Annotated in this window: 20 protein-coding genes; 18 read left to right on the forward strand and 2 right to left on the reverse strand. The window is 38.6% G+C overall.

Annotated elements, in window-relative coordinates:
* Positions 1-37: 37 nt before the first annotated feature.
* Genes mreC through rodA form a run of 4 tightly spaced genes read left to right on the forward strand, consistent with a single transcriptional unit; the run spans position 38 to position 4,518 of the window.
* A complete protein-coding gene (gene mreC / locus LVD16_RS06825) occupies positions 38-925 on the forward strand; it encodes a rod shape-determining protein MreC (RefSeq protein ID WP_233773174.1) in 888 nt (295 codons plus the stop codon).
* Entirely contained in the window at positions 915-1,436 is a 522-nt protein-coding gene (locus LVD16_RS06830; protein ID WP_233773175.1) for a Rod shape-determining protein MreD, read from the forward strand. Before mreC ends, LVD16_RS06830 begins: the two co-directional genes overlap by 11 nt.
* Positions 1,433-3,244, forward strand: coding sequence for a penicillin-binding protein 2 (gene mrdA / locus LVD16_RS06835; protein WP_233773176.1), 1,812 nt, complete (start codon positions 1,433-1,435; stop codon positions 3,242-3,244). Before LVD16_RS06830 ends, mrdA begins: the two co-directional genes overlap by 4 nt.
* Complete coding sequence (rodA, locus tag LVD16_RS06840; protein ID WP_233773177.1) at positions 3,244-4,518, forward strand: rod shape-determining protein RodA; 1,275 nt, start codon at positions 3,244-3,246, stop codon at positions 4,516-4,518. The genes mrdA and rodA overlap by 1 nt, the downstream gene beginning before the upstream one ends.
* Here rodA and LVD16_RS06845 read toward each other — a convergent pair.
* Positions 4,515-5,360 carry a DUF8457 domain-containing protein gene (locus tag LVD16_RS06845; RefSeq protein WP_233773178.1) on the reverse strand — a complete coding sequence of 282 codons (846 nt, stop codon included), beginning with the start codon at positions 5,358-5,360 and terminating at the stop codon, positions 4,515-4,517. The genes rodA and LVD16_RS06845 overlap by 4 nt on opposite strands.
* Positions 5,361-5,558: 198 nt before the next feature.
* On the opposite strand from LVD16_RS06845, the gene LVD16_RS06850 reads away from it, so the two are divergent.
* Genes LVD16_RS06850 through LVD16_RS06870 form a run of 5 tightly spaced genes read left to right on the forward strand, consistent with a single transcriptional unit; the run spans position 5,559 to position 10,159 of the window.
* Complete coding sequence (locus tag LVD16_RS06850; RefSeq protein ID WP_233773179.1) at positions 5,559-5,885, forward strand: 2Fe-2S iron-sulfur cluster-binding protein; 327 nt, start codon at positions 5,559-5,561, stop codon at positions 5,883-5,885.
* A 40-nt stretch (positions 5,886-5,925) separates the two neighbouring features.
* Positions 5,926-6,519, forward strand: coding sequence for a thymidine kinase (locus LVD16_RS06855; RefSeq protein WP_233773180.1), 594 nt, complete (start codon positions 5,926-5,928; stop codon positions 6,517-6,519).
* Between the two features lies 1 nt (position 6,520).
* Positions 6,521-8,782, forward strand: a complete 2,262-nt coding sequence (gene porZ / locus LVD16_RS06860) for a type IX secretion system anionic LPS delivery protein PorZ (RefSeq protein WP_233773181.1) — start codon at positions 6,521-6,523, stop codon at positions 8,780-8,782.
* A 17-nt stretch (positions 8,783-8,799) separates the two neighbouring features.
* Positions 8,800-9,462: a DNA repair protein RecO gene (gene recO, locus LVD16_RS06865; protein WP_233773182.1), complete on the forward strand. Its 663-nt coding sequence runs from the start codon at positions 8,800-8,802 to the stop codon at positions 9,460-9,462.
* A 46-nt stretch (positions 9,463-9,508) separates the two neighbouring features.
* Positions 9,509-10,159 (forward strand): hypothetical protein, encoded by a 651-nt coding sequence (locus tag LVD16_RS06870; protein WP_233773183.1) that lies wholly within the window; start codon positions 9,509-9,511, stop codon positions 10,157-10,159.
* On the opposite strand, the gene LVD16_RS06875 is transcribed toward LVD16_RS06870, so the two are convergent.
* Positions 10,156-11,394 carry an NAD(P)/FAD-dependent oxidoreductase gene (locus LVD16_RS06875; protein WP_233773184.1) on the reverse strand — a complete coding sequence of 413 codons (1,239 nt, stop codon included), beginning with the start codon at positions 11,392-11,394 and terminating at the stop codon, positions 10,156-10,158. The genes LVD16_RS06870 and LVD16_RS06875 overlap by 4 nt on opposite strands.
* Positions 11,395-11,531: 137 nt before the next feature.
* On the opposite strand from LVD16_RS06875, the gene flxA reads away from it, so the two are divergent.
* The 9 genes from flxA to LVD16_RS06920 all read left to right on the forward strand — a co-directional run bounded on the left by flxA (position 11,532) and on the right by LVD16_RS06920 (position 18,909).
* The gene (flxA, locus tag LVD16_RS06880) at positions 11,532-13,070 is read left to right on the forward strand and encodes a flexirubin biosynthesis tyrosine ammonia-lyase FlxA (RefSeq protein ID WP_233773185.1); all 1,539 of its coding nucleotides are present in this window, start codon (positions 11,532-11,534) and stop codon (positions 13,068-13,070) included.
* Positions 13,071-13,148: 78 nt separating this feature from the next.
* A complete protein-coding gene (gene flxB / locus LVD16_RS06885; protein ID WP_233773186.1) occupies positions 13,149-13,874 on the forward strand; it encodes a flexirubin biosynthesis SDR family reductase FlxB in 726 nt (241 codons plus the stop codon).
* Between the two features lie 15 nt (positions 13,875-13,889).
* Positions 13,890-15,110, forward strand: a complete 1,221-nt coding sequence (locus tag LVD16_RS06890; RefSeq protein ID WP_233773187.1) for a beta-ketoacyl-[acyl-carrier-protein] synthase family protein — start codon at positions 13,890-13,892, stop codon at positions 15,108-15,110.
* Between the two features lie 15 nt (positions 15,111-15,125).
* Positions 15,126-15,374: an acyl carrier protein gene (locus tag LVD16_RS06895; protein ID WP_233773188.1), complete on the forward strand. Its 249-nt coding sequence runs from the start codon at positions 15,126-15,128 to the stop codon at positions 15,372-15,374.
* A complete protein-coding gene (locus tag LVD16_RS06900) occupies positions 15,374-16,258 on the forward strand; it encodes a lysophospholipid acyltransferase family protein (protein ID WP_233773189.1) in 885 nt (294 codons plus the stop codon). Before LVD16_RS06895 ends, LVD16_RS06900 begins: the two co-directional genes overlap by 1 nt.
* Positions 16,259-16,260: 2 nt before the next feature.
* Positions 16,261-16,737, forward strand: a complete 477-nt coding sequence (locus LVD16_RS06905) for a hotdog family protein (RefSeq protein WP_233773190.1) — start codon at positions 16,261-16,263, stop codon at positions 16,735-16,737.
* On the forward strand, positions 16,730-17,149 hold the full coding sequence (locus LVD16_RS06910) for an acyl-CoA thioesterase (RefSeq protein ID WP_233773191.1): 420 nt from the start codon (positions 16,730-16,732) through the stop codon (positions 17,147-17,149). Before LVD16_RS06905 ends, LVD16_RS06910 begins: the two co-directional genes overlap by 8 nt.
* A gap of 4 nt (positions 17,150-17,153) precedes the next feature.
* Positions 17,154-18,302: a beta-ketoacyl synthase N-terminal-like domain-containing protein gene (locus tag LVD16_RS06915; protein ID WP_233773192.1), complete on the forward strand. Its 1,149-nt coding sequence runs from the start codon at positions 17,154-17,156 to the stop codon at positions 18,300-18,302.
* Positions 18,303-18,327: 25 nt separating this feature from the next.
* Complete coding sequence (locus tag LVD16_RS06920) at positions 18,328-18,909, forward strand: beta-ketoacyl-[acyl-carrier-protein] synthase family protein (RefSeq protein ID WP_233773193.1); 582 nt, start codon at positions 18,328-18,330, stop codon at positions 18,907-18,909.

Genomic DNA, 18,909 nt, shown 5'->3' on the forward strand with positions numbered 1-18,909 from the left:
CTGTTAAATTTTTTAAGATTGAATCAATTCCGGATAAATGCAGAGACTGTTTCTGTTTCTATATCAGTATAGAGCCTTTTTATTATTCCTGTTTCTGGAATTAGTTTGTGTATGGTTAATAGTCCAAAATAACGCGTATCAGGGAGCCGGTTTTTTTAATTCATCCAATAGAATAGCAGGAAATTTTCTGCAGTCTTCAGATAACGTTTCTGATTATTTTAATCTAACACATGTAAATAAAAGCCTGGCAGATGAAAATGCCAGGTTAAAACAGAGACTGGAAACATTAAATAGAAAGGTGCAATACCTTTCTTCTGATACGCTTCAAAGCAATGATTCTACTTTTTCTGTAACCTCAGATTCCATAAAAACAGATACTACAGAGTGGCAGAAGTACAGATTTATCAGTGCTAAGGTCATCAATAACTCTGTTCGTAATTTCAATAACTATATTACTATCAATAAAGGTGTGTCTGATGGTATAGAGCCTGATATGGCCGTAATTGGTAACGACGGCATTGTGGGGAAGGTAAAAACTGCCTCTGAGCATTTTGCCGTAATCACCTCGTTTTTACACAGTGATATGCAGGTATCTTCGAAAGTAAAAAGTACGGGAGATCTCTGTACTGCCAAATGGCCCGGAAATGATCCCTATCATGCAGACCTTATGTTTGTGCCGCGCCATGTACAAATAAATGTTGGAGACACCATTATTACTTCAGGCTTTAATGCTATTTTCCCTGAAGGTATAGATGTGGGTATTGTGAGCAATGTAGATATCACTGAAGACGCCCTTTTCTATAATGTTAAAATTGATTTGGCCAGTGATTTTAATGAGATCGGTTATGTGTATCTTATTAAAAATGAGTTAAAGGCCGAGCAAGATTCTGTTCAACAAGAAGTGCAAAAACTATATGCTCAATAAGAGAATAATTATACAGGCCATTTCATTTGTTCTTTACCTGTTGGTACAAGCCCTCTTATTAAAGAATGTAGTTCTTTTTGATAAAGCCTTTTGCTTTTTATACGTAGCCTTCTTACTGGTATTACCCGTGGAAACCAAGGTTTTATCTTTAATGGTCATAGGTTTTATAACCGGATTTATTTTAGATATTTTTTATGACAGTTTGGGAATTCATGCTGCCGCCTGTGTGTTTATAATGTTTGTTAGGAATTACTGGTTAAACTTGCTTACACCGCAGGGAGGTTATGATTCTGGAACGGTACCTATTATTAAATCTAATGGTCTTAGGTGGTTTACATCTTATGCGCTGCCTTTGATATTTTTACATCATTGCGTATTGTTCTTTTTAGAATCTTGGGGTTTTAATCTTTTCGGTTTCACCTTATCTAAAGCTTTTTTTAGTACTGGCTTTACCTTCCTGGTTGTGCTTATAACTCAGTATCTTTTTTATAATAAGAAAAGGTCATTATGAACGAATCGCGAAAGAATATTATCCAATTAGTAATTATAGCTGTTGCGGTAATTTTTTTGGTGAAGCTATTTTCCATCCAGGTGCTGGATGATACATATGCGCAGGCAGCTACAAGTAACATCATCCAAAAGGTGGTGGAATATCCTTACCGTGGCACCATTAAAGATAGAAATGGTAAGCTTATAGTATTTAATACGCCACAGTTCGATTTGGTGGTGACGCCAAAAGAGGTAAAGCAGTTAGATACCGCGAAATTTTGCGAGCTTTTTGAGCTTACCAAAGAGGAACTCAAAGAAAAATATCAAACACTTAGAAAAACAAGAGGCTATTCTTACGTAAAGCCAAATGCATTTATTAAGCAGCTTTCTGAGGCAGATTTGGCCAGAATACAAGATTATCTCATAGATTTCCCTGGTTTTGATATTCAGGCCAGAACCACCAGGGCTTACACTTATCCTGTTATGGCTAATGCCTTAGGATATGTAAGTGAGGTAAATAAAAGACAGTTGGATAGAGATACCGCCGGCTACTACAGACAAGGTGACTACATCGGTCAAAGTGGGCTGGAGTCTTACTATGAAAATCAGCTAAGAGGTAAGCGGGGTGTTAAATACAAAAAGAAAAACGTTAGAGGTATCGAAATGGGAGATTTCGAAGATGGTAGATTTGATACCCTGGCAGTAAGAGGTGAAAACCTGATCACCACCATAGATATTGAGCTTCAGCGATATGGTGAGGAGCTCATGGATGGAAAGGCGGGCAGTATAGTTGCCATTGAGCCGTCTACCGGCGAAATACTCTCCATTGTTTCCGGGCCTACTTATGATCCGGCAGATCTTACCGGTAAGAGCTACAGTAAAAACTTTTACAGGATCAGTTCAGATAGTTTAAATCCTTTATTCAACAGACCGTTGATGGCTCAATATAGGCCGGGTTCTATCTTTAAAATTATTCAAGCCATGGTAGGCTTGCAAGAAGGAGTCATTAACAAGCAAACCTATATTCCTTGTGTAATGTACCCGATGAAGTGTCACTACCACGGTCCGGGAGAGACATTGGTTGGTGCTATTACTCACTCTTGTAATCCTTATTTTTATAATGTTATGAAAAGAATGGTGAATCAGGATGTTTCTGAAGACCCGTTTGAAGATACTCGGATAGGCCTTAAAAAATGGAATGAATATATTGAAAGCTTTGGTTTAGGATCTCCGCTAGGCATAGATCTGCCGAATGAAAAGAGTGGAATGGTGCCAAGTGTGGCCTACTATGATAGAGCTTATGGTGGCCGGCCATGGAAGTATTCAAACATTTATTCGATAGCTATTGGCGAAGGTGAAAACCTTGTAGTGCCTATTCAAATGGCCAATTTCGCAGCTTTGGTAGCCAATAGAGGTTATTATTATATTCCTCATTTAGTAAAATCTGTAGGCGATAGCGGAGAGCCACTAGCCAGGTTTACAGAAAAACATCAAACCATGGTAGATAGTAAATATTTTGATATCGCTGTGGAGGCCATGTCTAATGTGGTAAAAGAAGGTACCGGGCAGTATAGAGCAAAATTGAAAGATATAGAAGTGTGTGGTAAAACAGGAACAGTACAGAATGATCCTTTGCCAGATCACTCAGTTTTCATTGCTTTTGCACCAAGAGATAATCCGAAAATTGCGGTGTCAGTGTATGTGGAGGATGCCGGACAGGGTGCCAGGGCAGCAGCTTCTATTGCAAGCCTAATGATAGAAAAATATTTGCTTGGAGGTACTGAGAGACCTCAGATTGAAGCATATGTTAAAAAAGGAGATTTTTTATAGTGAGACGCGGAGACAGTATAGTTAGTAAAATTGATTGGCTTACAATTCTATTATTTTTTCTGATTGTAATGTTGGGCTGGCTTAATATTTACGCTGCTGTTTATGATGAAAACGCAGCTCAGAATATTTTCAGCATGTCTCTCAATAGTGGTCGTCAGCTAATCTTTATTGGTGTTATTATAGTGCTTATTATAGTCATGCTGGTGGTAGACTTTAAGTTTTATGACACCTTTGCTTTTGCCATTTATGGCCTCATTGTCTTCCTGCTGATATTTATTTTACTCTTTGGTAGGGAAGTGGCCGGTTCCAAATCGTGGTTTGAAATTGGGGCGTTTCGCTTTCAGCCGTCAGAGTTTGCCAAGTTTGCTACCTGCCTAGCTGTAGCAAAATTCATAGGTGGCACCAGTGGCTTTCGTATGGATCAGCTAAAAAATCAGATCACTCTATTTGCCATGATTGGTTTGCCAGCTGTACTTATTATCCTTCAGGGTGATACGGGTACAGCATTGGTTTATTCGGTCTTTATTTTAGTGTTTTTCAGAGAAGGTATGGCGCCAACTCTTTTGATATTGGGCGTTTCTGCCGCTGTTATATTCATACTAACCCTTTTGGTGGAAAATCATTGGTATTTGTATGGGGGAATTGGCCTTATAGCAGGTGCGGTCATACTGTTTGGTAGAAGAAGTACCAAGAGAATTATATTGGTAGTAGGTGGTGCTTTAACCATTATGTTGGTGATAATAAGTGTGGATTATGTAGTTTCCAACATTCTAAAACCTCACCAGCAGAACCGTGTAAAAGCATTTATTAACCCAGATGCCGATCCGCTTGGTTATGGCTGGAATGTGACCCAATCTAAAATTGCCATAGGTAGTGGTGGTGCTGTAGGTAAGGGCTTTCTAAAAGGAACCCAAACCAAGTTTGACTTCGTGCCGGAGCAGAGTACCGATTTTATTTTCTGTACCATCGCTGAGGAACATGGTTGGCTGGGTAGCTTTGTAATTATAGGGCTGTTCGTTACCTTACTATTGCGGCTAATATTCATTGCCGAAAGACAAAAATGGAGGTTAGCCAGAGTATATGGGTACAGTGTAGCCTGTATATTGTTCTTTCATTTCGCAGTAAACATTGGCATGACCATCGGTCTGTTTCCTGTTATAGGTATACCATTACCCATGTTTAGCTACGGAGGTTCTTCCCTTATAGGATTTACAGTGCTTATTTTTATCTTGATAAAGCTAGATGCACACAGGGGGCAGGTGCTGGTGCACTAGTTTAGGCGCTTGCTTACAATTTCCATAAACTCTTCGTGCTCTTCACTTTCCTTGTCCCAGAAAGGGTAGTTTTCTGAAAGGTATTCTTCAGCTTCTCGCTTGTTTTTAAGTCTTTCCAGATCATCTACGGTCTGGTTAAACGACTCCTCATCTCCAGCAAATAAAGTGTTGATGAACATAAAGCGCTGATTAATGCTAATGCTCTTTCTTATGCTTTCTATTTTCTGATTCCTGTGTACATCGGCTATGGTCGGTCGCTTTTCTGAATGCTGATCATTCAAAATGTTCTTAGGAGACTCAAAACGGCTGTTGATCTGTACGTTAGGTTGAGTAGATTTTACTTCCGGCTGATAGTTTTTAGATGATCCGTAAATCATGTCTTCGCTCAGCGGTGCTATCTTTGAGAAAGCTTCAATATAACCTTCTACATCTTCGGGCTCCTGAGTAGAATCAAAGGCCTCGTTTAATAATTTTGAAGCTTCTTCCTTAGATATTTTATCTAAACCATTTTCTTCTGCCTTCTCGATCAGCTTTAATAAAAGATCCTGATTGATTTTTACATACTTAGCTATTCGCTTCAGATCTTTAATAGAAATTTTGTTCGCCTTAGGATCATGGATCAAATGCATGTAATAATCATAAGGGGAGAATATAAGCAGAATAGTTTCCTGCGTAGCCTGTAATAAAAGAGGCTTGAAGTTTTCTTGGGTTATGGCAATATTTCTGGAGAGGATGTTCATAAATTCTTTCTGAGCTTCCTTCACTTCCGGAGCGTCATAGTTGAAATATGGACTCTGAATTTTACTGGTTTCTTTCCTCCAGGCGTTTAGTAAATTTTTCATAACGAAAAGGTTTACTTGTCTTATTTCCTGTAACTCAAGGATTTCAGACCCAGTTATAACTTCGTTATGGGCAAAATGCTCATTAACCAGTTTATCACAAAAGTCATTACTATATCTTTTTATTCCCTCTTGGTTTAGATTATTTTCCATACTTTTAAAAAATCGCTTTAAACATTTTGCCCTATAAAGTTAAGAAATATGCCTAAGATCGTCATCAAAAATCTAGGTGATAAGGTTATCAATACTAACGCAACAGATAAATCAGTGTTAAGCATCCTGCAAGAAAATTATCAGGACTGGATGCATGCATGTGGAGGCAAAGGCCGATGTACCTCATGCCGAATGATTGTGAAAGAAGGAATGAGTAATCTGTCTGAGCTAAATATTCATGAGCAGCGATACAGGGAAAAAAATGCCTTGCAGGAAGATGAAAGACTTACCTGTCAGTCCGTTTTGCAGGACGGTGAGATAATTATAGAGGTCCCAGCGCCAACTAAATTACCACATTTGACTTATTCATATTAACTATAAAAGCTTTTTCAACTTGAATTCTTAATTTTGAAGTATGTTTATTGAGCCTAATTTTGGAAGAGTAAAAAGAACCGGTTGGATTGAGGTTATTTGTGGTTGCATGTTTTCTGGCAAAACGGAAGAACTGATAAGAAGGCTCAACCGATCTATCATTGCCGGACAGAAAGTAGAAATTTTCAAGCCTACCATAGATAAAAGATACCATGATGAAGACGTGGTTTCTCATAATAGTACAGCCATAAGAAGTACGCCGGTGGACTTCGCCAGTGATATCATACTCATGGCCGGTAACTGCGATGTGGTGGGAGTAGATGAGGCTCAATTCTTTGATGATGAGATAGTTAATGTTTGCAATACTTTGGCTAACACTGGCAAGCGAGTAATTGTAGCTGGTCTGGATATGGATTTTGAAGGTAAGCCTTTTGGGCCTATGCCTAATTTGTTGGCCGTAGCCGAGTTTGTGACTAAAGTGCATGCTATATGTGCTTCAACCGGTGAGTTGGCTTCTTATTCTTTTCGCCTGGCTGATGAAACTGGAAAGGTTCTATTAGGGCAAAAGCAAGAATATGAAGCACGAAGCAGAGCCAGCTTTTTTGAAGGCATGAAAAGTAAAAAGGATCAAAAATAATATGAAGTCAAGGGTAAGTATCTTAATATTCATCTTCACCTTTTTCTTCTATCAGCTTCAAGCCCAGGATATTCCCATTGGCACCTGGAGAACTCACTTTTCTTATTATAACACACAGTACATTGTAGATACACCTGATAGAGTATACGCTTCTTCAGGAAACGGAATCTTTTACATCGATAAATCTGATAATAGTGTTATCCGTTTATCAAGGTTAGATGGTCTGCAGGGGAATGATGTTTCAGCTCTCGGTTATAATCCAGATTTTAAGGCCCTCTTTATTGGCTATGCTAGCGGCAAGTTGGATGTCATTATCGATGGTGAAATAAGTAATTATGACCTTACTGCCAACTCTCAGGTCATTGGGTCGAAGAAAATGAATGGTTTCGTGCATCAGGGCATGTTTACTTATGCTTGCACAGATTACGGTGTTCTAAAATTCGATATTCAAAAGCTGGAGGTGAAGGAAGTGTATAGAGAAATAGGCACAGACGCCGTTCAAATAGGTGTGTATGATGCCGGCGTTCTCAACGATTCAATATATGTGCTTTCCGATGAAGGACTTCTTGCCTCCTCTTTGAATGCATCAATCAACCTTTTAGACTATCGCAATTGGGTAAGGCATAATTCTGATGAAAATTACCCTTCTGAGCATCCTTCGGTTTTAGCTGTAAAAGAAAATGAGCTACTGTTAGGAGTAGATAATTTGGGGTTATTCGTTTATGATGGTAATGGAAGCTGGAACTCACTAGACGCTCTAACTGGTCAGATTTTTAAAGATGCTTCGAGCAATGGCAGCGAAGTGCTAATCTCGTCTGGTCTGTCCGTGAATAAAATTTCTGGTAATAATAGCCTTGAAACAATCAGCAGTGAACTGATCAAAGCTCCCAATGCTGCTATTCAGGTTAATGAGGAATTATGGATCGCTGATGGAGTAAATGGATTATTGATAAATCGATCTGGTTCTTTTGAAAATATTGTGCCAAATGGACCAGTAAGTAATAGTTGTTATAACCTTAAAGCTGGTAGTAATATGGTGCTATTTGCGCCAGGAGGTTTTAGCTCAGAAATGAAGCCAAGCAATAACGAAAGTGGCTTCTCTATTTTTACTGATGGAGTATGGAATAATTACGGTTCCTTATCAGGTGCTGTTGATATTCCTGAATTTCATGATGTTACCAGTGTTGCCTATCAGCCTGAGACGCAGACTATCTATGCTGCATCTGCCGGCTATGGTCTGCTTAAGCTAAATGCTGACGGTTCTACTAAGGTTATCGATAACACAAGCACTACTTTGCAAAATACTACAGGCGAGGAAAATGGAGTTTTGATCTCAGACATAGCTACTGTTTATGACGGTGTGTGGGTTTTGAATTATGGAGCAGATGTTCCTCTAAACTTCTTAACCAATGATGGTGATTTGATTCAACATCCACTTTCATCTTCTTTGGCCAGATTTGCTGTGCAGGTACTGCCGGTTAATGAAGTTATCTGGTTAAGAGTGCATCCTAATCTTGGAGGCGGACTTATCGCTTACAATTATCAAACAAAAGAGACACGTTATCTGGATGATGACATTGGCGATGGAGGCTTAGTTAGCCAAAGAGTAAATGATATAGCGGTAGATAGAGAAGGCTATATTTGGGCAGCTACTACTGAGGGAATTTCAGTATTTACCAGCCCACTATCCATAATGACTGGCGATGTAGATGCTATAGAGCCCATCTATGAGGGACTTCCTTTGTTTTATCAGCAGGAGGTGCTAAGCATCACGGTTGATGGTGGCAATAGAAAATGGATCGGTACCAATAGCGGTGCTCATCTGTTTAGTGCTGATGGAGATGAAGATATCATATATTTTAATCTAGATAATAGCCCTTTTTCAAATAATAGGATCGATGATATTGCCATAAATAATCAATCCGGAGAAGTTTTCTTTAGTACATCCGACGGCTTGGTTTCTTACCGGTCTTCATCATCTGAATCAACTGATAAGCATGCTGATGTTAAGGTTTTTCCTAACCCGGTAAACAGAGACTTTAAAGGGCAGGTAGGTATTTCGGGGCTTGCTCAAGATGCGCAGGTGAAAATTACTGATGTTAGTGGCAAGCTCATCTGGCAAACGCAGGCCAACGGAGGCACAGCTTCCTGGAATGTGAATGATTATAATGGTAGCAGGGTAAGTACCGGCATATATCTGGTGTTCAGCTCTACAGCTGATGGTGACGATACTTTTGTTGCTAAAATTGCAGTGGTTAATTAGTCAGAGATTCTCGCATTATGCTTCACAAAACTCAAGGCGTAGTTTTTAAATATTTTAAATATAGAGATACCTCTATAATCGTTAAAATATTCACCAGAGAGTTTGGCATTCAAACATATATAGTTAATGGTGTGAGGAGTAAATCTGCCCGAAGTAGAATAGCTCTTTATCAGCCACTGACACTATTAGATTTAGTAGTTTATAGAAAAAACGGAGCGGAGATAAACCGTATTTCTGAGGTGAAATGTAATCATCCATTCCAAACGCTCTCCACGGATATCAAGAAAACCTCTATAGCTATTTTTTTGGCAGAAATTTTGTATAAATGCGTGAAAGAGGAAGAAGAAGATGTTTCTGATCTTTTTGATTTTATATACCACAGTATAGAAATGTTTGATCATATAAATACTGGTTATGAAAACTTTCATCTCCAGTTTTTATTGAAGTTGGCGCGCTATCTGGGCTTCGGATTAGATTCTCCCGAAGAGCACTTTCTTACAGTGGATCCTGAAGAATTAAATATTCTTAAAACACTGGTTTACAATTCTTATGAGGAGGGAATAAAGATATCAAATGCCCAACGAAGAGCATTGTTAGACCAAATAATAAGATTTTATAAGGTGCATGTAGAGACACTGAAAGAAATTAATTCCCTTCAGGTTTTGAAAGAAATCTTATAATATTTTATATAATTTTATAACTTAATTATCTAAACCAAAAAATGTCATGAAGAAAATTCACTGGTTACTTAGCTTGTTATTGATGGTTTCGGCACTTGCAAATGCCCAGACAGATAATAAACTACTATACGGATCTGAAAAAGTAGTATGGTGCGGACTAGATTACTCTAAAGTAAAATGTATTGGAGCAGAAGGTTTTACAGACCCTGATAATATTGTAGATACTTATTTTAATGGCTGGAATAAATTAGTTCAATCAGAAGCAACAAGATATGATGTAAAGAAGCTTTATGGATTTGAAGGTAAGGTTACTGATCTCAGTGTAGTAGAGAAAAGAAATGAAATGCCAAAAGCAGATGATCTGGTTATCGATGATAGCTATTCGTTTGAGGATGGTACAGTGGAGGAGATTATTTCTACTTACAAACTTGAGAAAGCTGATAGCGGATTAGGCTTGGTTTACATTTTTGAATCACTGAATAAAACCGAACAAGCTGCGCATGTTTATGTGGTATTCTTTGATATTGCTTCTAAGAAAATATTGTGGTCAAACAAATATGAAGCTAAAGCCGGTGGTTTCGGATTTAGAAACTATTGGGCTAGAACAGTATTAGAAGCCATGGAAGAAAGCGGCGACGTATACAGTAAAGAAAAAAAGAAATTCGAAAAGGAAAATTATAAGCTAAGCAGAGCCTAGCTTATAATCTTTAATATGTTGCTCAGTACGCGCTGAGGTTTTGTTACAAACGGATTAGTTTTATCCCAAACATAACCAGCGAGTACTGAGCATATTTGTTTTCTAATCTTATCGTTAGCATTAGGGCTAAAGAAAATGGTTGGTAAGGTGCCGTCATACCATGCTTCTATAAATGTTTTGAAAACTTTCACCCCATCTTTAATATAGTTGGAGTAATCATCTTCCCAGTTAGCATCTTCGCCTTCAAATTCTTTTATAATCAACTCGGCTGCTCTGGCTCCGGATTCGGTGGCTAAAGTTACACCTGAAGAAAAAACAGGGTCAATAAAGCCTGATGCATTTCCAGTAAGGGCATAACCCTTTCCATATAGCTGTTTTACGGCCGAAGAATATCCAATTATTTTCCTCGGTTCAAATTTAAACTCATGATTAGAGAACCTTTCATTTAATGCGGCTATTTCATTGATCCAGTTTTTCATCTGCTCATCCAGGCTACCTTCAAATTTGTTAATGCTTTCGGCACTGCCCACCACACCTACGGATGTAGAACCATCTGCAAAAGGTATAACCCAAGCCCATACATCTATATCATGAACTACTATTATAATTCTCTGTCTTTCAGGGTCAGTAGAGGAAGACTGGCTATCGATGTGTGTAAATAATGAGGCCCTTGCCGGTATGTCAGATGGGGCATCTAGATCTAACAATCTTGGTAAGACCCTGCCAAATCCGCTGGCGTCTATTATATATTTAGCTTTTATTTGGTGTTCTTCACCTTTAGTATTTCTTACTGTAGTTATGGACGTGCCGTCTTCATGAATAACTACATCAGTCACTTCAGTTTCATAGTCTAAGGGTACGTCACGATTTTGTACTTCATCAGCTAAAACTTTATCAAAGCAGCTTCTTTGCACCTGCCAGGTCCAGCTCCACCCTTTGGTATATTGTTGTGAAAAGTCAAAGTCACAAGTGCTATCCCCTTGAACGAACTTAGCCCCAAATTTCTTTTGGAATGAATTCTTCTCAATAGCGCCAATCAGCCCGGCCTTGTCGAAATTCTCCATGCATCGGGGCAAAAGGCTTTCTCCTATCACAAACCTTGGAAAGCACTGTTTCTCAACAATATGGACCTTGTAGCCTTTTTTTTGTAAAATTGCGGCGGCAACCGTTCCGGAAGGACCGGCGCCTATGATTAAAACATCAATAGATTCTGTTTTGATTTGATTGTCAGACATATATAGAAAAAATACAACGTATAATTAGCTAAAAAATTTCAATTTAAAACTTTGTATGGTAATACCTTCAAAATTTGTTTTGTAATTTACCGGCGAATTAAAGTAAATTTCGATTTTTTTAAAAACATTTCATATTAATGGTAGAAATAGAAGTTGGCTCCTTGTCACTAGCTGATATTGAAAAGGTGGTCTTTGGGCAGACAAAAGTTGAGTTATCTAAGAAAACGATAGAGGTAATACAAGAGAGTCATAATTTTTTGAGCGACTTCTCTAAAAACAAAGTTATCTACGGTATCAATACCGGCTTTGGCCCTATGGCTCAGTATAAAATTGATGAAGCAGATCAGAAAGAATTGCAGTTCAATCTTATAAGAAGTCATTGTTCAGGTCAAGGCGAGTTGATAGATCCTGCTTCTGTAAAAGCTTCTATGCTGGCCAGATTAAATACTTTATCATTAGGCTTTTCCGGAGTTGATAAGTCTGCTATTGATGTTTTAATCAACCTAATTAACCATGATGTAACACCTGTTATATTTAAACATGGTGGAGTAGGAGCGAGTGGAGACTTGGTGCAGCTGGCACATTTAGCATTGGTAATGATTGGTGAAGGTGAAGTAGTATATAAAGGAGAAAGACAGCCTACTGCCGATGTTTTTAAAAAGCTGGATATAAAGCCAATGCAAATCACATTACGTGAAGGGCTTGCCGTAATGAACGGTACCAGCGTAATGACTGGAATAGGTATAGTAAACTCGCTTAATGCTGAAAGAGCACTAAGCTGGTCAGTAGCTATATCAGCCATGATCTGCGAAATGGTTGATTCTTATGATGATTACTTCTCACCTCAGCTCAATCAGGCCAAGAAGCATCAGGGGCAGCAGCATGTTGCATCTCTTATGAGAGGCATTATGGAAGACAGTAAGTATATCCGTAAAAGAGAAAAGCAGCTGTATGATACCCTGGTAGAAGAAGAAGTAATTGATAATAAAGTTCAGGAATACTATTCTTTAAGATGTGTACCGCAAATTGTAGGTGCCATCTATGAAACCATAAAAGAAGCACAGAAGCTATTAGTAGAAGAGGTGAATTCTGCCAATGACAACCCAATAGTAGACGCTAGGAATAAGAACGTTTATCATGGTGGTAACTTTCATGGAGACTATGTAGCCTTTGAAATGGACAAGCTAAAAATAGCTATCACAAAGCTTTCTATGCTGGCAGAAAGACAGCTTAACTTTTTGATGAATCCTCACCTAAATGGAATTTTACCTCCTTTTGCCAACCTTGGTAAATTAGGATTTAATTTTGGAATGCAAGGTGTTCAGTTTACAGCTACTTCTACCACAGCAGAAAATCAAATGCTTTCTAACCCAATGTACATTCATAGCATCCCGAATAACAATGATAATCAGGATATTGTGAGTATGGGAACCAATGCCGCCAGCTGTGCCGCCAGGGTAATTGAAAATACTTTCGAGGTTTTGGCTATAGAGGTGGTATCAGTGGTTCAGGCATTGGATCATTTACAGAAGACTGATGGTCTTTCTTCTCATAGCAAAGAGATATATAATAAGATTAGAGAAATAGTACCAGTGTTCAGTGATGATTACCCTCTTTACAACAAAATAAAGGAGGTGAAATTCTACATGATGAAAAATTCTTTATTGAACGTGTAGTCAATTATTGGAAGTGAAATATTATATGAATAAATTGCAAATCCTTTTGTTGGAACGAAAAATTGAATTTTTAGGGGTATGAACTACGCATTAGTGACGGGGGGATCCAGAGGTATAGGAAGAGCCATTTGTATTCAATTGGCCCGTCAAGGTTTTAATATTATTATCAATTATTCATCTAATAAACAGGCTGCTGAAGAGGCTAAATCTGCTGTGGAAGCAGAAGGCCAGCAAGCCGAACTTATTCCATTCAATGTAGCGGATAGAGAAGCCAGCCGAAAGGCAATGGAGGACTGGTTTGCTCAAAATCCTGATAAGAAGGTAGAAGTACTGGTAAATAATGCCGGTATCAGAAAAGATAACCTTATGATTTGGATGAAAGATGAGGAGTGGGATGATGTATTAGATATTAGCCTTGGAGGTTTTTATAATGTTACCAAAAGTGTTTTACCAGAAATGGTGAAAGCCAAGAAAGGTAAAATTGTAAACGTAGTTTCTCTTTCTGGTTTAAAAGGATTGCCTGGGCAAACTAACTACTCAGCTGCTAAAGCGGCTGTAATTGGTGCTACAAAAGCGCTAGCTCAGGAAGTAGCTAGAAGAAATATAAGCGTTAATGCTGTTGCTCCAGGTTTTATAAAAACGGAGATGACAGAAGATATTGACGAGAAAGAATTTAAAGGTATTATCCCAATGAGAAGGTTTGGTTCTGCTGAAGAAGTGGCCAGTGTGGTGGGCTTCTTAGCGTCAGATGCCTCTTCTTACATTACGGGAGAGACCATATCAATTAATGGAGGTCTATATTAGTCAAGTTGGATTTAGATGAAAAGAGTTGTTATTACTGGTATCGGTATTTACTCATGTATAGGCAGAAACCTGGAAGAAGTAAAGGACTCTCTATATCATGGTAAGTCGGGCATAGGTCTTGATCCCGAAAGAAAAGAAATGGGCTTTCGCTCATCTCTAACAGGTATATTAGAAAAACCTGTTCTAAAAGAAATGCTCTCTCGGAGGCAGCGTATTGGCTTGGCTGAACAAGGAGAGTATGCATACATGTCTACTAAAGAAGCCATGAAAGAGGCTAATATTGACGAAGACTTTCTTGCTAATGGTAATGTAGGTATCATTTTCGGAAATGATAGCTCAGCCAAACCTTGTATAGAGGCGGTAGATACATTGAGGTTGAAAAAAGATACTACCCTTATTGGTAGTGGTTCTATTTTTCAGTCAATGAACAGTACCGTAACCATGAACTTGTCCACCATATTTAAACTTAAAGGCATCAACCTTACGGTAAGTGCCGCTTGTGCCAGTGGATCTCACTCTATTGGCTTAGGTTATATGATGATTAAGAGTGGTTTGCAAGACAGAATAATCTGTGGTGGAGCCCAGGAAGTAAACTACCAGTCTATGGGTAGTTTCGATGGCTTAGGTACTTTTTCTATGGAAGAAGGTGCCCCTGAGACAGCTTCAAGGCCGTTTGATAAAGGTAGAGATGGCTTGGTGCCAAGTGGAGGTGCCGCTACCGTTATCATAGAGAGCTTAGAGTCTGCGCAGGCTAGAGGTGCGAAGATCTATGGAGAAATATTAGGTTATGGATTCTCTTCTAATGGAGATCATATTTCTCACCCAAATATAGACGGACCATCTAAGTCATTAGAAATGGCCCTGCAACAGGCTAACGTAAAACCTTCTGATATTGAGTATATTAACGCCCACGCCACTTCTACTTTGGCGGGTGACCTTAACGAGGGAAAAGCTATACTCAATGTATTTGGTGATACCCAACCTTATTTAAGCTCTACCAAGTCTATGACGGGACATGAGATGTGGATGGCCGGAGCCAGTGAGGTGGTGTATTCATTGCTAATGATGCACAATGGATTCATAGCACCAAACATTAACCTTAAGAACCCTGAGGATGAACTTAAAGGCCTCAATTTTGCGTTTGAAACGGTGAAAAAAGATTTTAATTTATTTTTGTCTAATTCATTTGGATTTGGCGGAACAAATAGCAGCTTAATCATTAAGAAATTTGATTAATACTTTTACAAAGTGATGAACAACGAAGAGATAATTGAAAAAATAAACGGCTTTCTGGTAGATGAGTTTGAAGTGGAGCCGGAAGTAATAGAGCCAGAGGCCAACCTAAAAGAGACCCTTGATCTCGATAGCCTTGATTACGTAGACTTAGTAGTAGAGATAGAGAGCAACTTTGGCTTTAAAGTTAGTCCTGAAGACTTTGCCGGTATTATTACTTTTCAGGATTTCTACGATTATGTAATTCAAAAAGCAGAGGCAGCGTAATGTCATCCTGGAAAGGAAAGACTAAAGGCGGACTACTAGGTTATCAAATATTCATATATATCCTCCGTAATGTGGGGCTTAGTGCAGCTTATCTTTTATTAAAGTTCGTGTCTGCCTACTATGTGCTCTTTTCTGCCAAGTCTACCTCAGCGATTTATAAATATTTTCGAGAAAGATTCAACATGCCTTTTTTTAAGGCATGGTCTTCTGTTTATAAAAACTACTATGTTTTTGGGCAAACTTTAATTGATAAAGTAGCCATTGGGTCTGGAAGTACTAAAGAGATTACTTATGATACCGACGGTGAACAATATCTTAAAGATCTAAAAGAAACAGGAGGCATACTAATGGGAGCTCACCTGGGAAACTGGGAAATAGCGGGGTTTCTATTAAATGAAATTAATTTAACAACGAACATTCTTGTTTACGAAGCCGAGCATGAGAGGATTAAGAACTTCTTAGACAAGGTAATGAAGAATAAGAATGTGAAGATAATTGCTATTAAAAACGACCTTTCGCACCTGTTTAAAATCAATAACGCTCTTAGAAATAAGGAAGTTATATGTATGCATGGTGATAGGTTTACACACGGTGCTCGTGTAGTAGAAAAGTCTTTTTTAGGCAAGACAGCACTCTTTCCATTAGGACCTTTTAGTATGCTTACTAAACTAAAAGTGCCATATACTTTTGCTTATGCAGTAAGAGGAGACGGAAAGCATTATCACTTATCGGCCACGCCGGTAGAAATAGCTACAAAGTCTGCCTTAGAAATTCAAGACGATTACATAAAGCACCTGGAGAAAAAAGTAAAGCAGTATCCCTTACAGTGGTTTAATTACTATGATTTTTGGGATAAGGACGTTAAAGGAGCCATTGTAGAATAGTTATGATTTCCGTTTCACAAGAAATACTTCAAGAGATTAAACCTCAGCACAGTGGGGAAGATATATTAAAGTTTATACCTCAAAGGTCACCCTTTGTTATGGTGTCAGCATTGTATGATTTTGATGAGGATTCCGTGCTTTCAGGCTTCGATATAGAAGAGGGTAATCCATTAGTAGATGATGGTGTGCTAACTGAAGGAGGACTTACCGAAAATATGGCGCAGACGGCCGCACTTTTTGCGGGTAGTAAGGCTCAAGCATCAGGAAAGCCTGCTCCAGTGGGTTTCATAGCTTCTATAAAAGGATTAAATATAGAAAAATCACCAGCTGTGGGTGAGCATATTTTTACTACCATCCAGATTGTGAATGAAGTGATGAACGTGCAGATAGCACAGGCTCGATCGTTCAACAAAAACATGGAGCCACTGGCCGAATGTGAAATCAGAATATTTTTACAACCTACCGAAGAGAATGCTTAAGGATATTACACAGATAAAAGTAAGATTCAGTGAGGTGGATAGCATGGGTATCTTATGGCATGGGCACTATATAAAATATTTTGAAGATGGTAGAGAAAGCTTCGGAAGCAAATATGGCATCGGATACATGGATGTCTATAATAACCATGGCTTCTTAATACCAATAGTTAAGGTAGACTGTAATTATAAAAGACCGGTGAAATACTTGGATGAAGTGTATTTAGAAACCACATTCATCAACTCTCCGGCAGCTAAGCTAAGGTTTGAGTATCGTCTATTTAATAAGGAGACCAACGAGACTTATGCTACAGGAATGTCAGAGCAGGTATTCCTAACCAAGGATCATCAGCTGCACCTTACAGTGCCTGATTTCTTAAATGAATGGAAGGAAAAGTGGAATATAGTAGATTGAGATCATGAGCATTTATTCCATAGCAGATAATATAACCAGCCCATTAGGACTCACTTCCGCTGAGAACTTTAGCGCCTGTATTAATGGTGTTTCAGGTATTCAGCAGATCGATAGCAAGGATTTTTATCCAACGCCATTTCTAGGTTGTCTCATCAACAGAGAAGAGGCCGAGGAGCTAAAAGCTAACGATGCGTTCAGTAACCTTGAGCAATTATTTATCCACTCAATAAATAAGGCTTTACAAGATGTAGACGGACTTGATTTAAGTCGTACTGCTCTGGTGGTATCCACCACAAAAGGAAATATAGATATCCTGGCTGATAACTATTCAGGCTCACTGCCGAAGGAGAGAGCGTTGCTTTCTAGGTTAGGAAATACACTTTCAGATTATTTTAATTTGGAGCACAACGGTGTGGTGGTTTCTAATGCCTGTATCTCCGGCCTTTCAGCCATAATTACTGCTAAAAAAATAATAGAGGCAGGTCTTTACGATCATGCTATTGTTACTGGTGGTGATATACTGAGTGAATTTACTATCAGTGGTTTTCAGTGTTTAAAAGCCATGAGTGATGAGCCCTGCCAACCATACGATGCTGATCGTAAGGGTATTACACTTGGTGAGGCATGTGGTACGGTAATTTTGAGTACTAATAAAGAGCTGTCACTTAAACCTGAAAATGTCATGAAGGTATCCGGTGGGGGGCAGGCTAATGACGCCAACCATATCAGTGGACCTTCCAGAACAGGAGAAGGGCTGAAGCTTGCAGTGCGTAGAGCGTTGACAGAGGCTCAGCTTTCAGTTAATGATATTGATTATATAAGTGCGCATGGTACTGCTACTATGTTCAATGATGAAATGGAGGCCATTGCTTTTGACACTTTGGGATTAGCCAATGTTCCACTCAATAGTTTGAAAGGCTTCTTTGGCCACACTCTTGGTGCAGCTGGCATCATTGAGTCTGTGATGACCATGGAGCAGATGAGAAACAAGGCTTTGATCCAATCCAGAAATTTTAGTAAAATGGGAGTGAGCAAATCTTTGAACATCATTGAAGAGAATACCTCTGATCACACTATAAAATACGCCCTCAAGACAACCTCGGGCTTTGGAGGTTGTAACGCCGCTTTAATATTTGAGAATAATGCAAACTAAAATATTAAAATACGCGGAGTTGAATATGAATAAAGCCACAAGTAATTGCCAGCTCATATTTGATAATAAAGATAAGCTGCCATTCAAGGAGTATATCCGTGGTGTTTATAAGGCTTTGGGGCTCAAATACCCTAAGTTTTTCAAAATGGATGAGCTATGCCAGCTGGCAGTGATCACTACCGAAATGCTTTTGGGAGAGGGCTCTGACTACAGTGGTGAGCATACAGCTTTGATACTTGGAAATAAAAACTCTTCACTGGTTTCGGATACGAACCATTACTCTACCATAAGCTCAAAAGAAAACTATTTCCCTAGTCCAGCGGTTTTTGTGTATACATTACCTAATATAATGTTAGGTGAAATATGCATTAAACACAAGATTACAGGAGAAAACTCATGCTTTATGATGGAGGAGTTAGATGCTAAATTTCTTTATGAATATGTATCTCAACTTTTTAAAGTAGAAGAATATAAGCATTGCATTACCGGTTTTGTAGACTACGAAGAGGGGCAATACATTGCTAAACTATTTTTGATAGGTTATGATGAAGATGATCAATCATCGGATTCTAGGTTTGACGGAAATTTTAATAAAAATATACCTTAA

This window comes from Fulvivirga ligni, from assembly GCF_021389935.1.
GTDB lineage: Bacteria > Bacteroidota > Bacteroidia > Cytophagales > Cyclobacteriaceae > Fulvivirga > Fulvivirga ligni.

Coding starts and splice junctions, on each gene's coding strand:
- mreC (WP_233773174.1), top strand. CDS start 38: ATGCAGAGACTGTTTCTGTTTCTATATCAGTATAGAGCCTTTTTATTA.
- LVD16_RS06830 (WP_233773175.1), top strand. CDS start 915: ATGCTCAATAAGAGAATAATTATACAGGCCATTTCATTTGTTCTTTAC.
- mrdA (WP_233773176.1), top strand. CDS start 1,433: ATGAACGAATCGCGAAAGAATATTATCCAATTAGTAATTATAGCTGTT.
- LVD16_RS06845 (WP_233773178.1), bottom strand. CDS start 5,360: ATGAAAAATTTACTAAACGCCTGGAGGAAAGAAACCAGTAAAATTCAG.
- LVD16_RS06850 (WP_233773179.1), top strand. CDS start 5,559: ATGCCTAAGATCGTCATCAAAAATCTAGGTGATAAGGTTATCAATACT.
- LVD16_RS06855 (WP_233773180.1), top strand. CDS start 5,926: ATGTTTATTGAGCCTAATTTTGGAAGAGTAAAAAGAACCGGTTGGATT.
- porZ (WP_233773181.1), top strand. CDS start 6,521: ATGAAGTCAAGGGTAAGTATCTTAATATTCATCTTCACCTTTTTCTTC.
- recO (WP_233773182.1), top strand. CDS start 8,800: ATGCTTCACAAAACTCAAGGCGTAGTTTTTAAATATTTTAAATATAGA.
- LVD16_RS06870 (WP_233773183.1), top strand. CDS start 9,509: ATGAAGAAAATTCACTGGTTACTTAGCTTGTTATTGATGGTTTCGGCA.
- LVD16_RS06875 (WP_233773184.1), bottom strand. CDS start 11,394: ATGTCTGACAATCAAATCAAAACAGAATCTATTGATGTTTTAATCATA.
- flxA (WP_233773185.1), top strand. CDS start 11,532: ATGGTAGAAATAGAAGTTGGCTCCTTGTCACTAGCTGATATTGAAAAG.
- flxB (WP_233773186.1), top strand. CDS start 13,149: ATGAACTACGCATTAGTGACGGGGGGATCCAGAGGTATAGGAAGAGCC.
- LVD16_RS06890 (WP_233773187.1), top strand. CDS start 13,890: ATGAAAAGAGTTGTTATTACTGGTATCGGTATTTACTCATGTATAGGC.
- LVD16_RS06895 (WP_233773188.1), top strand. CDS start 15,126: ATGAACAACGAAGAGATAATTGAAAAAATAAACGGCTTTCTGGTAGAT.
- LVD16_RS06900 (WP_233773189.1), top strand. CDS start 15,374: ATGTCATCCTGGAAAGGAAAGACTAAAGGCGGACTACTAGGTTATCAA.
- LVD16_RS06905 (WP_233773190.1), top strand. CDS start 16,261: ATGATTTCCGTTTCACAAGAAATACTTCAAGAGATTAAACCTCAGCAC.
- LVD16_RS06910 (WP_233773191.1), top strand. CDS start 16,730: ATGCTTAAGGATATTACACAGATAAAAGTAAGATTCAGTGAGGTGGAT.
- LVD16_RS06915 (WP_233773192.1), top strand. CDS start 17,154: ATGAGCATTTATTCCATAGCAGATAATATAACCAGCCCATTAGGACTC.
- LVD16_RS06920 (WP_233773193.1), top strand. CDS start 18,328: ATGAATAAAGCCACAAGTAATTGCCAGCTCATATTTGATAATAAAGAT.